Below are 17,273 nucleotides of genomic sequence, written 5' to 3'. Positions count from 1 at the left end.
GAGGAGCCATGGACGGAACCACCGACCGCCCGGCCCCGGCCACCGGCCGCCGGCCCGGACGGATCGTCGTCGGCGTGGACGGCTCGCCGTCCGCCGACGCGGCGGTCGCCTGGGCCGCGCGCGAGGCCGCGCTCTGGCGGACCGGCCTGTGCATCGTGCACGCCACGGACACCAGCGCCCTGTACCTGCGCCCGGAGGAGACGGAACGGATCGTCGGAGCGGGCCGGGAGCTCCTCGACCGGGCGGCCAGGGCGGTCGCGGCGCGCCACCCCCAGGTGCCCGTCGTGACGGAGCTCGACGACGGAACCGCCCCCGCCGCGCTGCGCGCCGCCGCGGCGCTGACCGGCACGATCGTCGTCGGTCACCGCGGGCTCGGCGGATTCTCCTCGCTCGTGCTCGGCTCGGTCGGCCTCGAACTCGCGGCCGCCGCCACGGCCCCGGTGGTCGTGATCCGCGGTACGGACGAGCCGCCGGACGACACCGACGCGCCGCATGCGCCGCATGCGCCGCATGCGCCGTACGGGCGGTACGGGCAGCGTGAGCCGCACGAGCCGTACGAGGAGCCCGCCGAGCCCGCCGAGGCCGGCGTCGTCCTCGCGGCCGTCCGGGACGCGCACGACGAGGGCTGCGCGCGGGCGGCGGCCCGGGAGGCCCTGCTGCGCAAGGTGCCGCTGCGCCTTGTCCACGTCTGGAGCACGCTGCCGTACCTCGGCGGTCTCAGGGCTCCCGCCGGCGTCGAGCAGGTGCGCCCGCTCACCGGCATCGCCGCCGCCCTCCGGGCGGAGTTCCCGGACCTCACGGTGGACACCGTCGGCGAGAAGGACCGCAGCGTTCCCGGCGCGCTCGTCGAGGCGTCCCGCCACGCCGACCTGCTGGTCGCCGGCGGCCGGCGGGCCCCCGGCTATCTCGGCCCGACCCTCGGCAGGACCACCCTCGGCCTGCTGCAGCACGCGCACTGCCCGGTGGAGCTGATCCCCCGGCACTCCACCGCGAGCGCCCCCGAATCGGTCCTCGAATCCGTCCTCGGAGCCGCACGCGGCCATGGCAGCACGACATGACCGGCCGGACCCCCGGCAGGAACGCCCCCGGCATACGGACTACGGTGAAGGCGGGCGTGACGGGCACGACGGGCGGTCCGCGCGACCGACCGGACCGGACCGGAGGTGCCGATGGGCCGCGAGGACAGCGCCGCGCCGGACGGCCGCGCCCGGCTGCCCCGGTTGCGGCTCGACGAACTCCTCGACGAGCTCCAGTCCCGGATCGACGAGGTCCGGGGCACCCGCGACCGGCTCAACGGACTCCTCGAAGCCGTCATGTCCGTCGGGCGTGAGCTCGACCTGCCGCATGTGCTGCACGGCATCGTGGAGGCGGCGGTCACCCTGGTCGACGCCGAGTACGGCGCCCTGGGAGTGATCGGGGACGACCAGAGACTGTCCGCGTTCCTGCCCGTCGGCATCGACGACGAGCTCAGGGAGCGGATCGGCCGGCTGCCGTCCGGGCACGGCATCCTCGGCGAGCTGATCCGGCACCCCGAGCCGCTGCGGCTCGCGGAACTGTCGGAGCACCCCGCCGCGTACGGCTTCCCGCCCCACCATCCGCCGATGCGCTCGTTTTTGGGCGTGCCGATCCGGGTCCGCGACGAGGTGTTCGGCAATCTCTACCTCACCGAGAAGCGGGGCGGGGCGGACTTCGACGCCGAGGACGAGGCCGTCGTCACCACCCTCGCCGTCGCCGCCGGCATCGCCATCGAGAACGCGCGGCTGTACGAGGAGGGCCGGCTGCGGCAGCGCTGGCTGGCCGCCGGCTCCGACGTCACCAGCGCCCTGCTGTCCGGCGCGGCGGAGGCCGAGGTCCTCGGCGGTCTCCTCGAACGGGCGGTGGACATCTCGGGCGCCGACCTCGGGGTGTTCCAACTCGTGGGCGAGGGAGGGGAGTTGCGGGAAACCCTGGCCGTCGGTCACGAAGCCGGCGCCCATCGCGGCTTCGTACGGTCCGAGGCCGACGGGACCCTCGCGGGCGCCGCGCTCCATGGGGCGGGCGGCGGCCTCGTCACCGTGCCCGACCTCGCGAGCGACACCCGCGTCACCGTACGGCCCGAGCGCTGGCACGGCTTCGGACCGGGGGTGGCCGTCACCGTCGGCACCGAGCAGCGGCTCAGCGGCGTGCTGATCCTCGCCCGGCGCACCGGCCGGCCGCCGTTCACCCGGGCCGAGGTCGGCGCGCTGCCCGGCTTCGCCGGGCAGGTGGGGCTCGCCCTGGAACTCGCCGACCGGCGCCGCGCCGCCGAGCAGGTGAGCCTCCTGGAGGACCGCGACCGGATCGCCCGTGACCTGCACGACCTGGCCATCCAGCGGCTGTTCGCCACCGGGATGACGCTGCAGAGCGCCCGCCGCTTCGTCGACCATCCGGAGGCGGTGGACCGGCTGTCCCGGGCGGTCGACGACCTGGACGCCACCATCAAGATCATCCGCTCGACCATCTTCGGACTCCGCGAGCGCGACCGGACCGGCCGGGCCCCGAAACTCCGCGACCGCCTCGTCCAGGCCGCCGACACCGCCGCCGGCACCCTCGGCTTCGCCCCCGCGCTGCGCATGGAGGGCCTGCTCGACACCGAGGTCCCGGACACGACGGCGGACGAGGTCCTCGCGGTCGTCGGAGAGGCCCTCACCAACGTCGCCCGCCACGCCCGCGCCCGGCACGCCGAGGTCGCGGTCGTCGCCGAACGCGGCACCCTCGCCGTGACGGTGACCGACGACGGCATCGGCATCCCGCCCGGCGCCTCCCGCAGCGGCCTCCGCAACCTCACCGAACGCGCCGCCCACCTGGGCGGCACCCTCACCCTCCGCCCCCGCCCGGACCCGGCCCGCGGCACCGTCCTCGACTGGCGCGTCCCGCTGCGACGGCCCGAGCAGGGCTAGCCGGCGCCGCCCCCGTGACCGTGCGGGCCGTGCCCGTGCCCGTACTCATGCTGGTGTTCGTGTTCGTGCGCCTCGGCGGCGATCACGGCCGCCTGAACCCGCCGTTCCACGCCCAGCTTTCCGAGCAGTCGGGAGATGTGGTTCTTCACGGTCTTCTCCGAGAGGTAGAGCCGACCGGCGATCTGCCGGTTGGTGAGCCCCTCGCCGATCAGGTCCAGTACGGAGCGCTCCCGCTCGGACAGGGCGGCGAGCCGTTCGTCCTCCGCCGGTTTCGCCGGCTCCGGGGTGCGCAGCGAGTGCATCAGGCGCGCGGTGGTGGCCGGGTCGAGCATCGACTGGCCGGTGGCCACGGTCCGGATCGCCGCCACCAGGTCCGAGCCCCGGATCTGCTTCAGCACGTAGCCGGCGGCGCCCGCCATGATCGCGTCGATCAGCGCGTCCTCGTCGTCGAACGACGTGAGCATCAGACACGCGAGCCCCGGCATCCGCGAGCGCAGCTCCCGGCACACGGTGATCCCGTCGCCGTCCGGCAGCCGTACGTCGAGCACGGCCACGTCCGGCCGCAGCGCCGGGCCCCTGGCCACGGCCTGGTCGGCGGTCGAGGCCTCCCCGACCACCTGGAGGTCGGGCTCGTCGTCGATCAGGTCCCGCAGCCCCCGACGGACGACCTCGTGGTCGTCCACCAGGAACACCCGGGTCGCGGTCGTGGCGGCGGCCGGCTGATCGCTCATGGTGCCCCCTGGGCTCGCTGGGTTCCCTGCCCGTTCCTTCAGGCTTCCACCTTCCCCAAGGATGGTCACTCCGGCGAGAGGGGCGGCGCCGATAGCGGTGTCACCCGGTCAGCCCCGCCGCCCCGGGGGAGCAGCAGCGGGGTGGCCAGGACGAGCAGGCCGGCGAGGGCGATGGCCGGGCGCGGGCCGAGCAGGCTGCCGAGGAGACCCCACACGGCCGTGAGGAGCGCGGTCGAGGCCTTGGACGTCACCGACCAGGCGGACAGGGTGCGGGCGACCCGGTCGGACGGGGTGCGGGTGAGGCGGTAGGTGGCGGAGACGGGGTTGAAGATCCCGCAGCAGAGGATGAGGCCGAGCTCGACGCCGATCACCAGGACCAGCCCGCCGGTGCCCGGCCCGGTGAAGGCGAGGCCGACCGGCCAGATCGCGCGCAGCGCCCCGGCCGCGACGAGGACCCGGCGCTGCCCGTACCGGGTGGCGAGCGGTCGGGCGAGCCGTGAGCCGAGCAGCCCGGCGACCGAGGGCGCGGCGAAGGCGAGGCCGTACTGCCACGGCGCGAACCCGAGCGGGCCGAGCATCAGGACGGCGAGGAGCGGCTGGGCGGCCATGACCAGGCCGTTGAACAGGACCGTGTTGAGGAACAGCGGGCGCAGGGCCGGGTCGGCGAGGAGGTACCGCCAGCCGTCGAGCAGGTCCCCGGCCCGCGGGCGCGTGCCCTCCCGGCCCTCGGGGCGGGGCGGCTGCGGCTCCCGACCGCCCGTCGCGCGGATGCCCAGGGCCGAGAGCAGATAGCTGACCGCGTCGGCGAGCACCGTCGCCACCGGGCCGAGCAGCCCGATCAGCACCCCGCCCAGCGGCGGCCCGACGATCGTCGTGGTCCAGGCCGCCGACTCGAACCGGGCGTTGGCGACGAGCAGGTCCTCGGCCGGCAGCAGCCCCTTCAGATACGCGCCGGACGCGGCCCGGAAGGTGATGTCGGCGGCCGAGACGACCACCGAGACCAGCAGCAGCTGGGCGAAGGAGAGCACGCCGAGCGCGTACGCGACGGGGACGGTGAGCAGCGCCGCGCACCGCACCAGATCCGCCCCGATCAGCACCGGCCGCTTGCGGCGGAACTCCACCCACGGGCCGAGCGGCACCGCCACGGCCGCGCCCACCGCGGCCCCCACGGAGGCGAGCGCGGCGACCTCGGCAGGCCCGGAGTGCAGCACCTGGACGGCGATCAGCGGGAACGCGCCGAAGGCGAGCCAGGTGCCGAGCGCGCTGGCCCCGTACGCTCCCCAGAGCCATCCGAACCGCCGGCCGAGCCGGTGCCGCTTGCTGCCCATGCCGACGCCCCTCGCCCCTCATCCGTACAACCGATCAGCGTTCGGGAGCATCAAAGCGGGCCGCACGACCAGCGATCAAACAACCAAGAGGCCACACATCCACAACCTGTGGTTGTACCCGTAGGGTGTCCGGCATGGACCTCGACACCGTGCGGACCTTCGTCGCGGCCGCCGACGCGGGGCGGTTCCAGGAGGCCGCCGCCGAGCTGTCGGTCACCCCGCAGGCCGTCTCCAAGCGCATCGCCGCCCTTGAGTGCAGGCTCGGCGTGCGGCTCTTCACCCGGACCCCGCGCGGTGCCGAGCTCACCATCGACGGACAGGCCTTCCTGCCGCACGCCCGGGAGCTGCTGAAGGTCGCCGACCGGGCCGTGGCCTCCGTGCGCACCGACCGGCGTCCGCTGCGTGTCGACGTGATCAACTCGCGCGGCGCGGCCTCGGGGCTGTTGCGTGGCTTCCATCGCACGCACCCCGACGTCGACCTCGACGTCGTGATGCTGTTCGATGTCGACACGGCCGTCGCCGCCATCCGGTCCGGCACCATCGACGCGTCCTTCCGCGCCGTCGCCGCGCCCGGCCGTGCCCTGCCGGAGGACATCGCGTCCGTACGGGTGCTCGACGAGCCGCTGCAGCTCCTCACCGGCCCCGCCCACGCCCTGGCCGCCGCCCGCTCGGTGCGCCTCGCCGAGCTCGCCGGCCACCGGATCTGGATGCCCGGCATCGTCCCCGGCACCGAATGGGCCGCCTACTACGCCGACCTCGTCGCCGAGTTCGGCCTCACCATCGAGGCCACAGGCCCCAACTTCGGCTCCGACGCGCTCCTCGACACCATCGCGGACACGCCTGCCCTGGCCACCTTCATGAGCGAACAGACCCGCCTGGTCTGGCCGGCCGGCCACGGCCTGCGCCGCATCCCGGTGACCGACCCGACCCCGGTCTATCCCCACTCGCTCCTCTGGCACCGGGACAACCCCCACCCCGGCCTGACCGCCCTGCGCGCCCACCTCGCCACGACCGCGACCGCGACTGCGACCGGCCACGCCGTCCCCGGCACCTGGGTGCCCGATTGGGTGCTCCCGAACTGATCGGGTGCTCCCGGGTTGATGTGGAAAACCCCGAACCCGCCCTCGCCGCCTCGGATCTGCACATGGTGATGTGCTGTGCGCTGTGCACCTTTACCTGTGCGCGGTGCTGAGCTGCGCTGTTCATAGGGGAGTTGAACCCCTGCGTTGCTCATCACGCACCAGAAAGGGGCCGGAAAACCGCCGGCCCTCGGTCTGTGCACGCCTCCGAAGCAGCTACCTGCTCCACATCGTTCCCGTATCGTCCCGTCCCCGCCCGCCGGACCGGGTCAGTCCGCCGGACCGGGTCAGTCCAGCAGGTCCGCCTCCCAGTTCGTGCGCTGGATCCGCACGTCGACCTCGCGGATCTCCCGGGCGATCACGTCCGCCTGGGCGCGCAGTTCGGCCACCGGAAGCGCGGAGAGCATGAGCAGCTCGGACCGGAGCTGCCGGCCGTAGCCGCGCTCGCCCTTGCCGGCCGCCGCGTCCGCCGCCGCGGTGACCACGGAGTGGCGCAGCCGCAGCACGTCCCGGCGCGCGAGCGCGTCGGTGAGCGTGCCGTCCGGACCCATCTCGACGGCGGCGTTGGTCCGGTTGATCCGCCGGATCAAGGATTCCAGGGCGTCCAGCGCCTCACCGGCCTCGGCCAGCAGCTGGGCCGCGTCCTCGGCGGGCGTCTCGCCCTCCTGGTACCTCGCGCTGTCGACGACGCGCGCCCGCAGCTGTTCCACGCGGCGCGTCGCTTCCGCACGTTCCGCCAGCGCCTCGGCAAGCTTCATCGTCTCCACCTCCCCGTCCTCCCCGTCCATGAGCCCGCCCGAGTATACGAGGTCAGGACCTGTTCCCCGACGCCTATCGAACTCGCATGCGAATCCGGCTATGATCACCCCAGCAAGGCCGTAGCGCAGAGGTCGTCGCGCCCACGCATCGAGCTGGAGGACGTCGGTTCGAATCCGACCGGTCTTGCGCCTACTTGAACGGCGGTGTCACCGAAGGCGCCGCCGACGTGAAGGTCGAAGCGGAACGCCGGTCCCCGGCGCCAGACCGGTGGAGTGGTGATGGCCCAGCCGACAACGCCCGTACGCTGCCCGGCGATCGAGCACCCCGACCTGCCCCCGGCCGACCCCGCGCTGCTCGCGGCCCTGCTCGACCGCCTCGCGGACGGGCGCCCGGTCACCGGCGACGAGACCTTCCCGCTCGGCACCCTGCGCGCCGACGGCCGCGTCGACCTGTGCAAGCAGGGCCTCGGCCCGGCCGGCGCCGCCCGGCTCGTGCCCGCCGCCCTCGCCTCGCCGCACGCCGCGCATCTGCTGCTCGGCACCAACTCCCTCGGCGACGAGGGCGTACGCACCCTCGCCGAGGCGCTGACCGACACGCGCCGCACCGGCACCGGCGACGGCCATGGCGTCCGCACCCTCTACCTGGGCTGCAACCGCATCGGCCCGGCCGGAGTGACCACCCTCGCCGAGGCGCTCGCCGACGACACCGCCGTCCGCGCCCTGTGGCTCAAGCGCAACCCCGTCGGCCCGGCCGGCGCCCGCACCCTGGCCGGCCTGCTGCGGCGCAACACCACGCTGCGCACCCTCGACCTGGTCAACTCGGGCATCGGAGCGGAGGGCGTACGGGCCCTCCTCGACGCGCTCCTGGACCGCGCCGCCCCGCTCGAACGCCTCTTCCTCGGTGGCAACGGCCTGACCGCGGCCGACGCCCCGCTGCTCGCCGCGCTCGTCTGCGAAGCCGGGGTCCGCGAGCTGTACGTCCCCGCCAACCACCTCGGCGACGCGGGCATCGCGGTCCTCGCCGCCGCGACCGACGCCGCCCGCCCCGTCCGGCTCGGCCTCGGCGGCAACGGCATCGGACCGGCCGGCGCCCGCGCCCTCGCGGACGCCCTCGACGGCATCGACACCCTCGACCTCGGCCGCACCATGTCCGAGCGCAGCCTCGGCGCCCCCGGCAACACCACCGGCGACGACGGCGCCCACGCGCTCGCCGCAGCCCTGCCCGGCAGCCCGCTGCGCCGCCTCGAACTGCGCCACACCGGCCTCACCGGCCGCGGCGCGAAGACGCTGCTCGCCGCTCTCGACGACGCCCACCGCCTCGAATACGTGGGCCTCGGGCCCGGGCTGCCCCGCCGGGTCAAGCGCTCGTTCACCGAACGGCTCCGCCCGGCCCGCCCCACCCACCCCGACCTGCGCGCGATCGGCAGCCTCTACCGATGACCCCGCCCACGCCCCTGACGCCCGGGGCCCTCTCGCCCGCCGACGCCAACGCCTGGGCCCGGATCCGCCGCTTCGCCGTGCCCGGCCGGATGATCGAGCGCGCCACCGAGGCCCGGCTCGCGGGGGACTGGCGCGCGGCCTGCGCCGCGGCCGCCGTCGACGTACCCGACGCCCTCGACCCCGAGCTCGATCTCGACCCCGAGCGCGTCGCCGAACGGTACGGCCCCGAGGTGGCCGCCCGACTGGCCGACGACCTGCGGCACTTCGCACCCGACCTGCTGCGCTGGCACTTTCCGCGCACCCTGGGCGGACACACCACGCTCGCCGTCAGCCGCCGGATCGTCCTCGCCGACTACGGCGCCCCCGGCGGCACCGGACCCGTCCTGTCCGTGACCAGCCTGCCCATGGTGGAAGGACCGCAGCGGCTGCGCCTGCACCTCGGCCCGGCCCGCCGGTCCGACACGCTCCACGGCGTGACCTACGCCCAGGAGGACTGGACCGCCGCCCGCCGCTTCTGGGACGCCCGCCGCACCGCCGAACTCCGCCTCAGCGCGAGTCCCGTCGCCACCGGCCGGCTGCCCTTCCTGCACCCGGACGGCACCCCGCTCACCCCGGACGAACTGCCCGACACGGACCCCGGCAGCGGCGCCGACCCGGCCACCCGCGCCGAGTGGATCGCCGTGCTGCGGGCCCGCGGGGAGCACGTCGAGGCCTACGCCGCCGCCGGGCTCGACCTCGACCTCACGCCCCCGGAACCGCAGGACCAGGGCGGCCGTTACGGCTACCGGCGGGCCGTCGACGTCGGCGACCTCGTCACGCACGACGCCATGGAGCTCACCCGGCTCGCACCCGAACTCCTCCTGCTGTGGAGCGCCGGACGGGGTACGCGCTTCCGCGTGCCGGTGCACTGGCGCGGCCTGCTCCGGGCCACCCTCGACGTCACCGACACCCGGGCGCCGGTGGTACGGGTCGTGGGCATCGAGCGCCGGCAGGACGACGACGTCCCGGTGCTGCCCTCGTACGCCCGGCAGCTCCTCCCGGACGTCGCGCTGCTGCGCGCGGGGCGGATCCGGCCCGAGCACCTGCATCCACTGGTCTCCGCCGCCCTGTTCCCCGAGGCCCCGCCCGCCACCGGCCCGGCCGGACCGCACGTATCGGCCGAACCGGTACGGGTCCGCTGCGGCGGCGTCTGGCACGAGGCCGCCGTGCGGGACGGCGCCCTGGACATCCCGCACACGGAGCAGGAGCGGCAGCGCGAACGGGCCCTGCGCGCCTTCGGCGGCACCATCTCCGGCTGCTTCGCCACCGAGCTGACCTGGACGACGGGCGAGGGGCGGCTGCCCCGGGCCCTGCAGGCGCAGCGGCGCGAGTTCTTCGAGTACGTCCAGCACGGCGACACCCCCGCGGTCACGGCGCTGCTCGACGCGGGCTGGGACCCGCACGCCCGCGACGGCCGGGGGCGCGGTCTGCTGCACTACCTGTACCTCCTGGACCACCGGGAGCTGCTGCCGCGGCTGCTCGCCGCCGGGCTCGACCTGGAGGCGCGCGACAAGACGCGGGCCACGCCCCTGCAGCTCGCCGTCGCCCAGCAGGGCTCGCCCGCGCTGGTGCGGGACCTCCTGGACGCCGGCGCCCGCATCGACGTCGTCGACGAGATGGAGCTCTCCCTTGCCCAGGTGATCCGCCGCTACCAGCGGGCCGACCTGATGTTCCTGCGCCGCCGCGTCCTGAAGGAGCATCCGGGGCTCGGCTCCGACTGGTTCGACGACTACATGGACGAGCGGAACACGGACGACGAGCCGGACTGGGACGACGAGCCGGACTGGGACGACGAGCCGGACCGGGACGACGAGGACAAGGACGAGGACACCCCCGTATGACCACCGCCTCCACCGCGCCCCGCACCCACTCCGGCTCCGTGCCCGCCCCGCTCGCCGCGGCCGACGCCCTCAACGCGCGGCTCCGCGCCACCCGTACCGAGGCTGCTGCCAACCCTCAACTGGAAGCCCTCGCACTCGCCGTGACGGCCAATCAGCCCGTTTTGCTGTGGGGCGAGCCCGGCATCGGCAAGTCCGCCGGCATGCAGCAGCTCGCCGACGCCCTCGGCGTCGAGCTCGAGACCGTCGTCGCCAGCGTCCACGAGCCCTCCGACTTCGCCGGACTGCCGATCGTCGGCGACGACCCGGCCACCACCGGTGTGCCGATGGCCCCGCCGGACTGGGCCGTCCGGCTCGCGAAGACCGGCCACGGCCTGCTGTTCTTCGACGAGCTCTCCTCGGCCCCGCCCGCCGTGCAGGCCGCCCTGCTGAGGGTCGTCCTGGAACGCCGGGTCGGCAGCCTCACCCTCCCCGAGCCGGTACGGATCGTGGCCGCCGCCAACCCGCCCTCCAGCGCCGCCGACGGCTGGCACCTCAGCCCGCCGCTCGCCAACCGCTTCGTCCACCTCGACTGGACCCACGACCCGCGCACCGTCGCCCGCGGCATGGCCGGCACCTGGCCCGAGACCGCGCTGCCGACCGTCGACCCGGCCCGGGTCTCCGGCGCCGTCGCCCGCGCTCGCGGCGTGATCTCCGGCTTCCTCACCGCGCGCCCCGGCCTGGTCCACCACCTGCCGAAGGAGGCCGAGGGCCGCGGCCGCGCCTGGCCGTCCCCGCGTTCCTGGGAGGCCGCGCTGCGGCTGCTCGCCACCGGCTACGCGTCCGGCGCCGGGCAGCAGGCGACGGCGGCCGCCGTCATCGGAGCCGTCGGCGAGGCAGCCGGCATCGAGCTGCTCTCCTACCTGGAGAACCTCGACCTGCCCGACCCCGACAAGGTGCTCGCCGACCCGTCCGCCTTCGCGCTGCCCGAACGCGGCGACCGCCAACTCGCCTTCCTCATCGCCGTCGTGGCCGCCGTGCAGAGCGAACCCACCCGCCCGCGCTGGGAGGCCGGCTGGGAGGTCCTCGCCAAGGCCGTCGACGCGGGAGTCCCCGACGTCGCCGCCCGTGCCGCCCGCGACCTCGCCGTCATGCGCGAGCCCGACTGGCCCATCCCGTCCGGCATCGACGCCTTCCTGGAACTCCTCCAGCTCGCCGGCGCCCTGCCCGGCGCCCGCTGACCGGCGCCGACGAGGTGACCGCCACCCGTGGGGGCGAAGCCGTACCGGGCGAGGCCGTGCCGGTCCTCGACCGCGCCAAGCTGCTCGCCGCGCGCTACAAGGCCGCCGAGGCACGCCCGTACCTCGCCTCCGCCCTCTACGCCCTGACCATCGTCCCCAGCCGCGACGTCCGCACCATGGCCGTCGACCGCCACTGGCGCTGCTATGTCGCACCCGCCTTCGTCGAGGCCACCGCCATCGAGGAACTGGCCGGCGTGTGGATCCACGAGGCCGCCCACCTGCTGCGCGACCACCACGGCCGGGCGGAGCGGCTGCCCGCGGCCGACCAGCGCGACCGGCTGCGGATCAACATCGCGCAGGACTGCGAGATCAACGACGACCTGCTCGCCGACGGGCTGCGGCTGCCCGAGGGGCGGATGGAGCCACGCCTTTTCGGCCTGCCCACCGGCGGACTCTTCGAGGAGTACGTGCCCGGCATCCCCGCCACCCCGCCGCACGCGCTCGACTGCGGCTCCGGCGCGCACGGAGTCCCCGCCCCCTGGGACCTCGGAGCGGGCGGCGCCGACGCCACCGGGGGAGTCAGCCCGGTCGAGGCGGAGGCCCTGCGCCGCCAGACCGCCGAGGCGATCCGCGCCGCCCACCAGCGCTCCCGCGGCTCGGTCCCGGGCGGCTGGCGCCGCTGGGCCGAGCAGACCCTCGAACCCGTCGTCGACTGGCGCAAGGCGCTCACCGGCGCCGTCCGCGAGGCCGCCGCGTGGGCGGGCGGCGCCGTCGACTACACGTACCGGCGCCCCTCGCGCCGTACGCCCGCGCTCGGCGGCCGGGTCGTCCTGCCCAGCCTGCGGCGCCCGTTGCCCCGGGTCGCCGTGGTCGTCGACACGTCCGGCTCGATGGGCGACGACGACCTCGCCGCGGCCCTCGCGGAGGTCACCGGTGTGCTGCGCGAGGTCGGCATCGGCGGCAACCGGGTCGCCGTCCTCGCCTGCGACGCCGACGTCCAGGCCGTCGCCCGGGTCACCGCCGTCGACCAGGTCGAACTCGCCGGCGGTGGCGGCACCGACATGACCGTCGGCATCCGCGCCGCGCTCGCCGCGCCCGAGCCCCCGCAGATCGTGGTCGTCCTGACCGACGGCTGCACGCCCTGGCCCGCGGAGCCCGTCACCTGCCGGCTCATCGTCGCCCTGATCGGGACGGACGCGCCCGAGCCGCCGGCGTGGGCGGAGACCGTACGGATCACCCCGGGCTGAGGGCCCTCAGTCGAGGCAGAACTCGTTGCCCTCGATGTCCTGCATGTTGATGCACGACTCGTTCACCCCGTCGGCATACAGCACCTTCAGGCACGTCGCGCCGAGCGCGACGAGCCGGTCGCACTCCGCCTGGAGGACGGCCAGGCGCTCCTCGCCGACGAGTCCGGTGCCGGCGCGTACGTCGAGATGCACCCGGTTCTTGACGGCCTTGCCCTCGGGCACCCGCTGGAACAGCACCCGCGGGCCCACGCCGTTGGGGTCGACGCACGCGAAGTACCGGGTCTCGTCCTCGGACGGCCCGGAGGCGAGGAAGGCGTCCCAGGAGGCGAAGCCCTCCGGCGGCGGGGGAATGACATACCCCAGCACCTCGCACCAGAAGGCGGCGAGGCGGTGCGGGTCCGCGCAGTCGATGGTGACCTGGAATTCCTTGATCGATGCCATCCGGGCACCGTAGCAGCGGCGGTCCGATTGCTCATTTTCTTTTCGACGGCCGAACTGATGCGTGATCATGGCCGGATGGATGCTCGCTTCCTCGGCATCGCCGAGCTGACCGCAACCCCGTCGACGGCCGTCGTGATCGACGTCATGCGCGCCTATACGGTGGCGGCCTGGGCCTTCGCCCGGGGCGCGGCGAGGATCGTCCTCGCCGAGTCCCTGGACGACGCCCTCGCGCTCAAGGCCCGCCACCCCGACTGGCTGGCCCTCAAGGACGGCGCTCCGGCGCCCGGCTTCGACGCCGTCAACTCCCCGGGCCTGCTGCGCGACGCCGACCTCGCCGGGCGGACCGTCGTCCAGAAGACCACGGCGGGCACGGTCGGCGCCCTCGCCGTCAAGGACGCGTCCCTGGTGCTGTGCGCCGGCTTCGTGGTGGCGGAGGCGACGGCCCGGCTGCTCCGGGCCCGCGAGTGCGCCGACGTCACCTTCGTCGTCACCGGCGAGGACGGCCGCGCAGAGGAGGACCTCGCCTGCGCCCAGTACATCGCCCACCGCGCCACCGGCGCCACCCCGGACGCTGCCGACTTCCTCCGCCGCGCCGCCGAGTCGCGCGCCGCCGCCGAGCTGGCGCAGGGCGTCCGCGAGGGCGCCCACCCCGACGACGTCACGCTCTGCCTCGAACTCGACCGCTTCCCCTTCGCCATGGCGGCGACCCAGGAGGACGGTCTCATGGTCCTGCGCCCGCACACCCCGCCGGAGTGATCGGCATGAGGAGCGCGGGACAAATCGGCATCCGAGCAAGGGAGTTGTCGAAGTCCTGCGATACGTTGACGGGGTGACCGACATCGAATCGCGCATCGACACGTCCCGGCCGCACACCGCCCGGATCTGGAACTACTGGACCGGCGGCAAGGACAACTACCCGGTCGACCGGGAGGCCGGGGACCGGATCCGGGAGCTGCATCCCGGGATCGGGGAGTACGCGAAGGCGGACCGGCTGTTTCTGGGGCGGGCGGTGCGGTATCTGGCCGAGGAGCGGGGGATCCGGCAGTTCCTGGACATCGGGACGGGGCTGCCGAGCGCCGACAACACGCACGAGGTCGCCCAGCGCGTCGCGCCCGAGTCGCGGGTCGTGTACGTGGACAACGACCCGCTCGTGCTCGCGCACGCCCGCGCCCTGCTCGTCGGGACGCCCGAGGGCCGCACCGACTATCTGGACGCCGATCTGCGGGACGTCGACACGATCCTGGCCGCCGCGGCGAAGACGCTCGACCTCGCGCAGCCGGTCGCGCTGATGCTGCTCGGCGTCGTCATCTTCGTGGCGGACGACGAGGAGTCGTACGGAGTCGTCCGCCGCCTCATGGACGCGCTCGCCCCCGGCAGCCACCTGGTCCTTTCGCACACGGTCACCCACCCCGACATGCCCGACGTCGACGCGGCGGTGGCGTTCTGGAACGAGCACGGCACCCCGAAGCTCACCCAGCGCACCCCCGAGGCGATCGCGCGCTACTTCGACGGCCTGGAGCTGCTCGACCCCGGGGTGGTGTCCTGCTCGGCCTGGCGGCCGGAGGCGGGGACGCAGACGCCGGACGTCGCGATGTACGCGGGCGTCGGCCGCAAGTGAGGATCCGCCCCGCGACCGCCCGGCTCTACGCCTCCCGCGGCTCCGTGAACCCCGCCGCGTAGCCGCAGCGCCGTGTCGCGGAGCCAGAGGGCGCTGCGCTTGGGCGTCCGGGTCTGGGTGGCGTAGTCGACGTGGACGATGCCGAAGCGCTCCGCGTAGCCGTACGCCCATTCGAAGTTGTCGAGCAGCGACCAGGCGAAGTAGCCCCGGACGTCGGCTCCGGCGGTACGGGCGCGGGCGACGGCCGCCAGATGGGCGGAGAGGTAGGCGGTGCGCGCCGTGTCGTCGACGAAGCCGTCGGGGCCGGGGCGGTCCTCGTAGGCGGCGCCGTTCTCCGTGACGACCATCGGGGTGCCCGGGTAGTCGCGGGCGATGCGGAGCAGCAGCTCGGTGAGGTCGTGGGGCATGACCTCCCAGCCGAGGCCGGTGACCGGGAGGCCGCCGTGCGGGAGGTTGCGGGTGACGGGGAGGCCTTCGGCGTCGGTGCCGGCACCGTTCTCGTCGACGCCCGAACTCCGCAGGGAGCGGTAGTAGTTGACGCCGAGCGTGTCGATGGGGGCCGCGATGGTGGCCAGGTCGCCGTCGCGTACGGGGATCTCGAGCCGGCGGAGGGCGAGGTCGTCGATCAGGTCCTGCGGATAGCGTCCGCGCAGGATCGGGTCGAGGTAGAAGCGGAAACCGAAGGCGTCGGCCCGGCGGGCCGCCTCGCGGTCGGCGGTGGAGTCCGTGGCCGGGCGGCTGGTGCCCAGGAGGTGGGTGACGGCCAGGTCGAGCGGACGGCGGGCGGCCGCGCGCAGCCGCCGGACGGCGAGGCCGTGCGCGAGGTGCAGATGGTGGACGGCTCGGACGCCGTCGGCCAGGGAGCGGCCGCCGGGCGCGTGGACGCCTTCGACATGGCCCAGGATCGCCGAGCAGAACGGCTCGTTGAGGGTGGTCCAGTGGGTGACCCGGTCACCGAGACGCTCGTGCACGAGCTCGGCGTAGTCCGCGAACCGGAGGGCGGTGTCACGGGCCGGCCAGCCGCCGGCGTCCTGGAGCTCCTGCGGCAGGTCCCAGTGGTAGAGGGTCAGCCAGGGCGTGATGCCGTGGGAGAGCAGCTCGTCGACCAGCCGGTCGTAGAAGGCGAGTCCGGCCGGGTTGGCCGGGCCCCGCCCGCCGGGCTGGACCCGCGGCCAGGAGACGGAGAAGCGGTACGTGTCGAGGCCGAGCGCGGCGAGCAGGGCCACGTCCTCGGGCATGCGGTGGTAGTGGTCGCAGGCCACGTCGCCGGTGTCGCCGCCCGCGACGGCACCCGGCACACGGCAGAAGGTGTCCCAGATGGACGGGGTGAGGCCGTCCTCGGCTGCGGCGCCCTCGATCTGGTAGGCGGAGGTGGCGGCGCCGAGGCGGAAGTCCGGGGGCAGCAGGCCGATCGCGGCCTCGTCGTCGGTCATGGTGGGCGTACTCCTCGGAAGCGCTCTGAAGTGGGCGTGGGCACGGCCCGGGCGCCGTGTGGGCGACGTCCGGGCCGTACCGGGGGAGGGGGACGAGAGGTCAGGGCAGGCGGTGGTCGGCGTCGAGCACCGTGCCGCGCTCGGGGTGGTACAGGTCGAAGCCCCGTGTGTCGCACTGGAGGCCGCCGTTGATGCAGTGGTCGACCAGGGCCTTGAGGGTGCGCTCCTCCCACGCGTTGAAGAAGTCGTAGTGGAAGGAGTAGCCGCGGCCGCTGGACAGGGTGACCTGGCTCATGTCGCCGTTGACCGGCCACGCCATCTTGAACTCGATCATCGGCAGGGCGACCGGGTGGGAGGCCGGGCACATGTTGTCGTTGGTGCCGGGCTTCACGACCGGGTAGGCCAGGTGGCTCTTGTGGTCGGGGGTGTCGAGATACCGTCCGTTCCAGCAACTGGGCGCCTGGAAGCGGATGTTGAGCTGCACGTCGGGCCGTTCCGGGCAGCTCGCCGGGAAGTCGACGTTGAAGAAGCTGTCGCCGCACTCCCAGCCCTCGACGAAGCCCTTGTGGCCGCGGAACTCCTGGGCACTCTGCGTCGGGCTGCCGACGACGAACCGCAGCCCCCTGGGGAAGGGACGGACGCTGCGGTAGTCGGTCACGCCCGCCTTGTAGTAGATGACCTGCGGGCCCACGGGCAGGACCTTCCGGTCGCCCTTGTACAGCGAGGGCATCCAGTAGGCGGAGGCGTCCGCGGGCGCCTTGCAGGTGGTGCTTCCGCCGTAGAGCGAGCCGGTGGTGCTGGAGGCGTCGGTGGAGGTGTTGCCCATGAACGTGTGGTCGTGGGAGGCACCCGGCCGGTCCGGATAGACGATCGGGTCGTCCGGAGCGGTGTGGGTCACGGAGCAGCCGGCCTGGAACTCGTGGTGGTAGGCCGGGGGCGGGACCTCCTGGGACGGGGTGACACCGGTGACCGGCGGGTCGGCGGGGATGTAGCCGTCGCCGTCGGGGTCGTCGCCGGAGGGCAGGGCGGCGGCGGTCATGGCGTGTCCGGCGTGCGGGGCGGCGGCCGTGGCGGCGTCGGCGGCGCCGACGGCGTTGGCGGACAGGGCGGAGACGCCCAGGGCGGTGGCGAGCAGTAAGGCGGACAGGGTCCGGCCGCGGATTCTCATCGGGATTCTCCTCAG

At 74.5% G+C, this 17,273-nt stretch carries 15 protein-coding genes and 1 pseudogene; 10 read left to right on the top strand and 6 right to left on the bottom strand.

What is annotated here, in order from left to right:
* Positions 1 to 8 precede the first annotated feature (8 nt).
* Positions 9 to 1,058, top strand: coding sequence for a universal stress protein (locus JAO84_RS02410; RefSeq protein ID WP_370409927.1), 1,050 nt, complete (start codon positions 9 to 11; stop codon positions 1,056 to 1,058).
* Between the two features lie 111 nt (positions 1,059 to 1,169).
* Positions 1,170 to 2,918, top strand: coding sequence for a GAF domain-containing protein (locus tag JAO84_RS02405; RefSeq protein ID WP_370409925.1), 1,749 nt, complete (start codon positions 1,170 to 1,172; stop codon positions 2,916 to 2,918).
* Here the strand turns inward: JAO84_RS02405 and JAO84_RS02400 are convergent.
* Positions 2,915 to 3,649: a response regulator gene (locus JAO84_RS02400; RefSeq protein WP_370409923.1), complete on the bottom strand. Its 735-nt coding sequence runs from the start codon at positions 3,647 to 3,649 to the stop codon at positions 2,915 to 2,917. The two genes, JAO84_RS02405 and JAO84_RS02400, sit on opposite strands and share 4 nt — an antisense overlap.
* 65 nt (positions 3,650 to 3,714) lie before the next feature.
* Entirely contained in the window at positions 3,715 to 4,977 is a 1,263-nt protein-coding gene (locus JAO84_RS02395) for an MFS transporter (protein WP_370409922.1), read from the bottom strand.
* A gap of 134 nt (positions 4,978 to 5,111) precedes the next feature.
* Here JAO84_RS02395 and JAO84_RS02390 point away from each other — a divergent pair, with 134 nt between their 5' ends.
* Positions 5,112 to 6,059 (top strand): LysR family transcriptional regulator, encoded by a 948-nt coding sequence (locus JAO84_RS02390; RefSeq protein ID WP_370409920.1) that lies wholly within the window; start codon positions 5,112 to 5,114, stop codon positions 6,057 to 6,059.
* Between the two features lie 284 nt (positions 6,060 to 6,343).
* Here JAO84_RS02390 and JAO84_RS02385 read toward each other — a convergent pair whose 3' ends face one another.
* Positions 6,344 to 6,814 carry a DIP1984 family protein gene (locus tag JAO84_RS02385; protein ID WP_265864353.1) on the bottom strand — a complete coding sequence of 157 codons (471 nt, stop codon included), beginning with the start codon at positions 6,812 to 6,814 and terminating at the stop codon, positions 6,344 to 6,346.
* 114 nt (positions 6,815 to 6,928) lie between these two features.
* On the opposite strand from JAO84_RS02385, the pseudogene JAO84_RS02380 reads away from it, so the two are divergent.
* From JAO84_RS02380 to JAO84_RS02360, 5 genes and pseudogenes are all read left to right on the top strand, one after another.
* Positions 6,929 to 7,001: pseudogene (locus JAO84_RS02380) on the top strand.
* A 92-nt stretch (positions 7,002 to 7,093) separates the two neighbouring features.
* Positions 7,094 to 8,254 (top strand): gala protein, encoded by a 1,161-nt coding sequence (locus JAO84_RS02375; protein WP_370409918.1) that lies wholly within the window; start codon positions 7,094 to 7,096, stop codon positions 8,252 to 8,254.
* Positions 8,251 to 10,134 carry an ankyrin repeat domain-containing protein gene (locus JAO84_RS02370; protein WP_370409917.1) on the top strand — a complete coding sequence of 628 codons (1,884 nt, stop codon included), beginning with the start codon at positions 8,251 to 8,253 and terminating at the stop codon, positions 10,132 to 10,134. The genes JAO84_RS02375 and JAO84_RS02370 overlap by 4 nt, the downstream gene beginning before the upstream one ends.
* Positions 10,131 to 11,351, top strand: coding sequence for an AAA family ATPase (locus JAO84_RS02365; protein ID WP_370409915.1), 1,221 nt, complete (start codon positions 10,131 to 10,133; stop codon positions 11,349 to 11,351). The genes JAO84_RS02370 and JAO84_RS02365 overlap by 4 nt, the downstream gene beginning before the upstream one ends.
* Before the next feature lie 14 nt (positions 11,352 to 11,365).
* Complete coding sequence (locus JAO84_RS02360) at positions 11,366 to 12,598, top strand: VWA-like domain-containing protein (protein WP_370409913.1); 1,233 nt, start codon at positions 11,366 to 11,368, stop codon at positions 12,596 to 12,598.
* A 6-nt stretch (positions 12,599 to 12,604) separates the two neighbouring features.
* On the opposite strand, the gene JAO84_RS02355 is transcribed toward JAO84_RS02360, so the two are convergent.
* Positions 12,605 to 13,039: a VOC family protein gene (locus tag JAO84_RS02355; protein ID WP_370409911.1), complete on the bottom strand. Its 435-nt coding sequence runs from the start codon at positions 13,037 to 13,039 to the stop codon at positions 12,605 to 12,607.
* A 75-nt stretch (positions 13,040 to 13,114) separates the two neighbouring features.
* On the opposite strand from JAO84_RS02355, the gene JAO84_RS02350 reads away from it, so the two are divergent.
* Entirely contained in the window at positions 13,115 to 13,795 is a 681-nt protein-coding gene (locus tag JAO84_RS02350) for a 2-phosphosulfolactate phosphatase (RefSeq protein WP_370409909.1), read from the top strand.
* A gap of 73 nt (positions 13,796 to 13,868) precedes the next feature.
* Entirely contained in the window at positions 13,869 to 14,657 is a 789-nt protein-coding gene (locus JAO84_RS02345) for an SAM-dependent methyltransferase (protein WP_370409907.1), read from the top strand.
* On the opposite strand, the gene JAO84_RS02340 is transcribed toward JAO84_RS02345, so the two are convergent.
* Positions 14,540 to 16,090, bottom strand: a complete 1,551-nt coding sequence (locus JAO84_RS02340; RefSeq protein ID WP_370409905.1) for a GH1 family beta-glucosidase — start codon at positions 16,088 to 16,090, stop codon at positions 14,540 to 14,542. The two genes, JAO84_RS02345 and JAO84_RS02340, sit on opposite strands and share 118 nt — an antisense overlap.
* Before the next feature lie 100 nt (positions 16,091 to 16,190).
* A complete protein-coding gene (locus JAO84_RS02335; protein ID WP_370409903.1) occupies positions 16,191 to 17,258 on the bottom strand; it encodes a DUF1996 domain-containing protein in 1,068 nt (355 codons plus the stop codon).
* Positions 17,259 to 17,273 lie beyond the last annotated feature (15 nt).

It is taken from the genome of Streptomyces fradiae (assembly GCF_041270065.1).
Taxonomy (GTDB): Bacteria; Actinomycetota; Actinomycetes; order Streptomycetales; family Streptomycetaceae; genus Streptomyces.
This window is presented reverse-complemented; position numbering and strand designations above follow the sequence as displayed.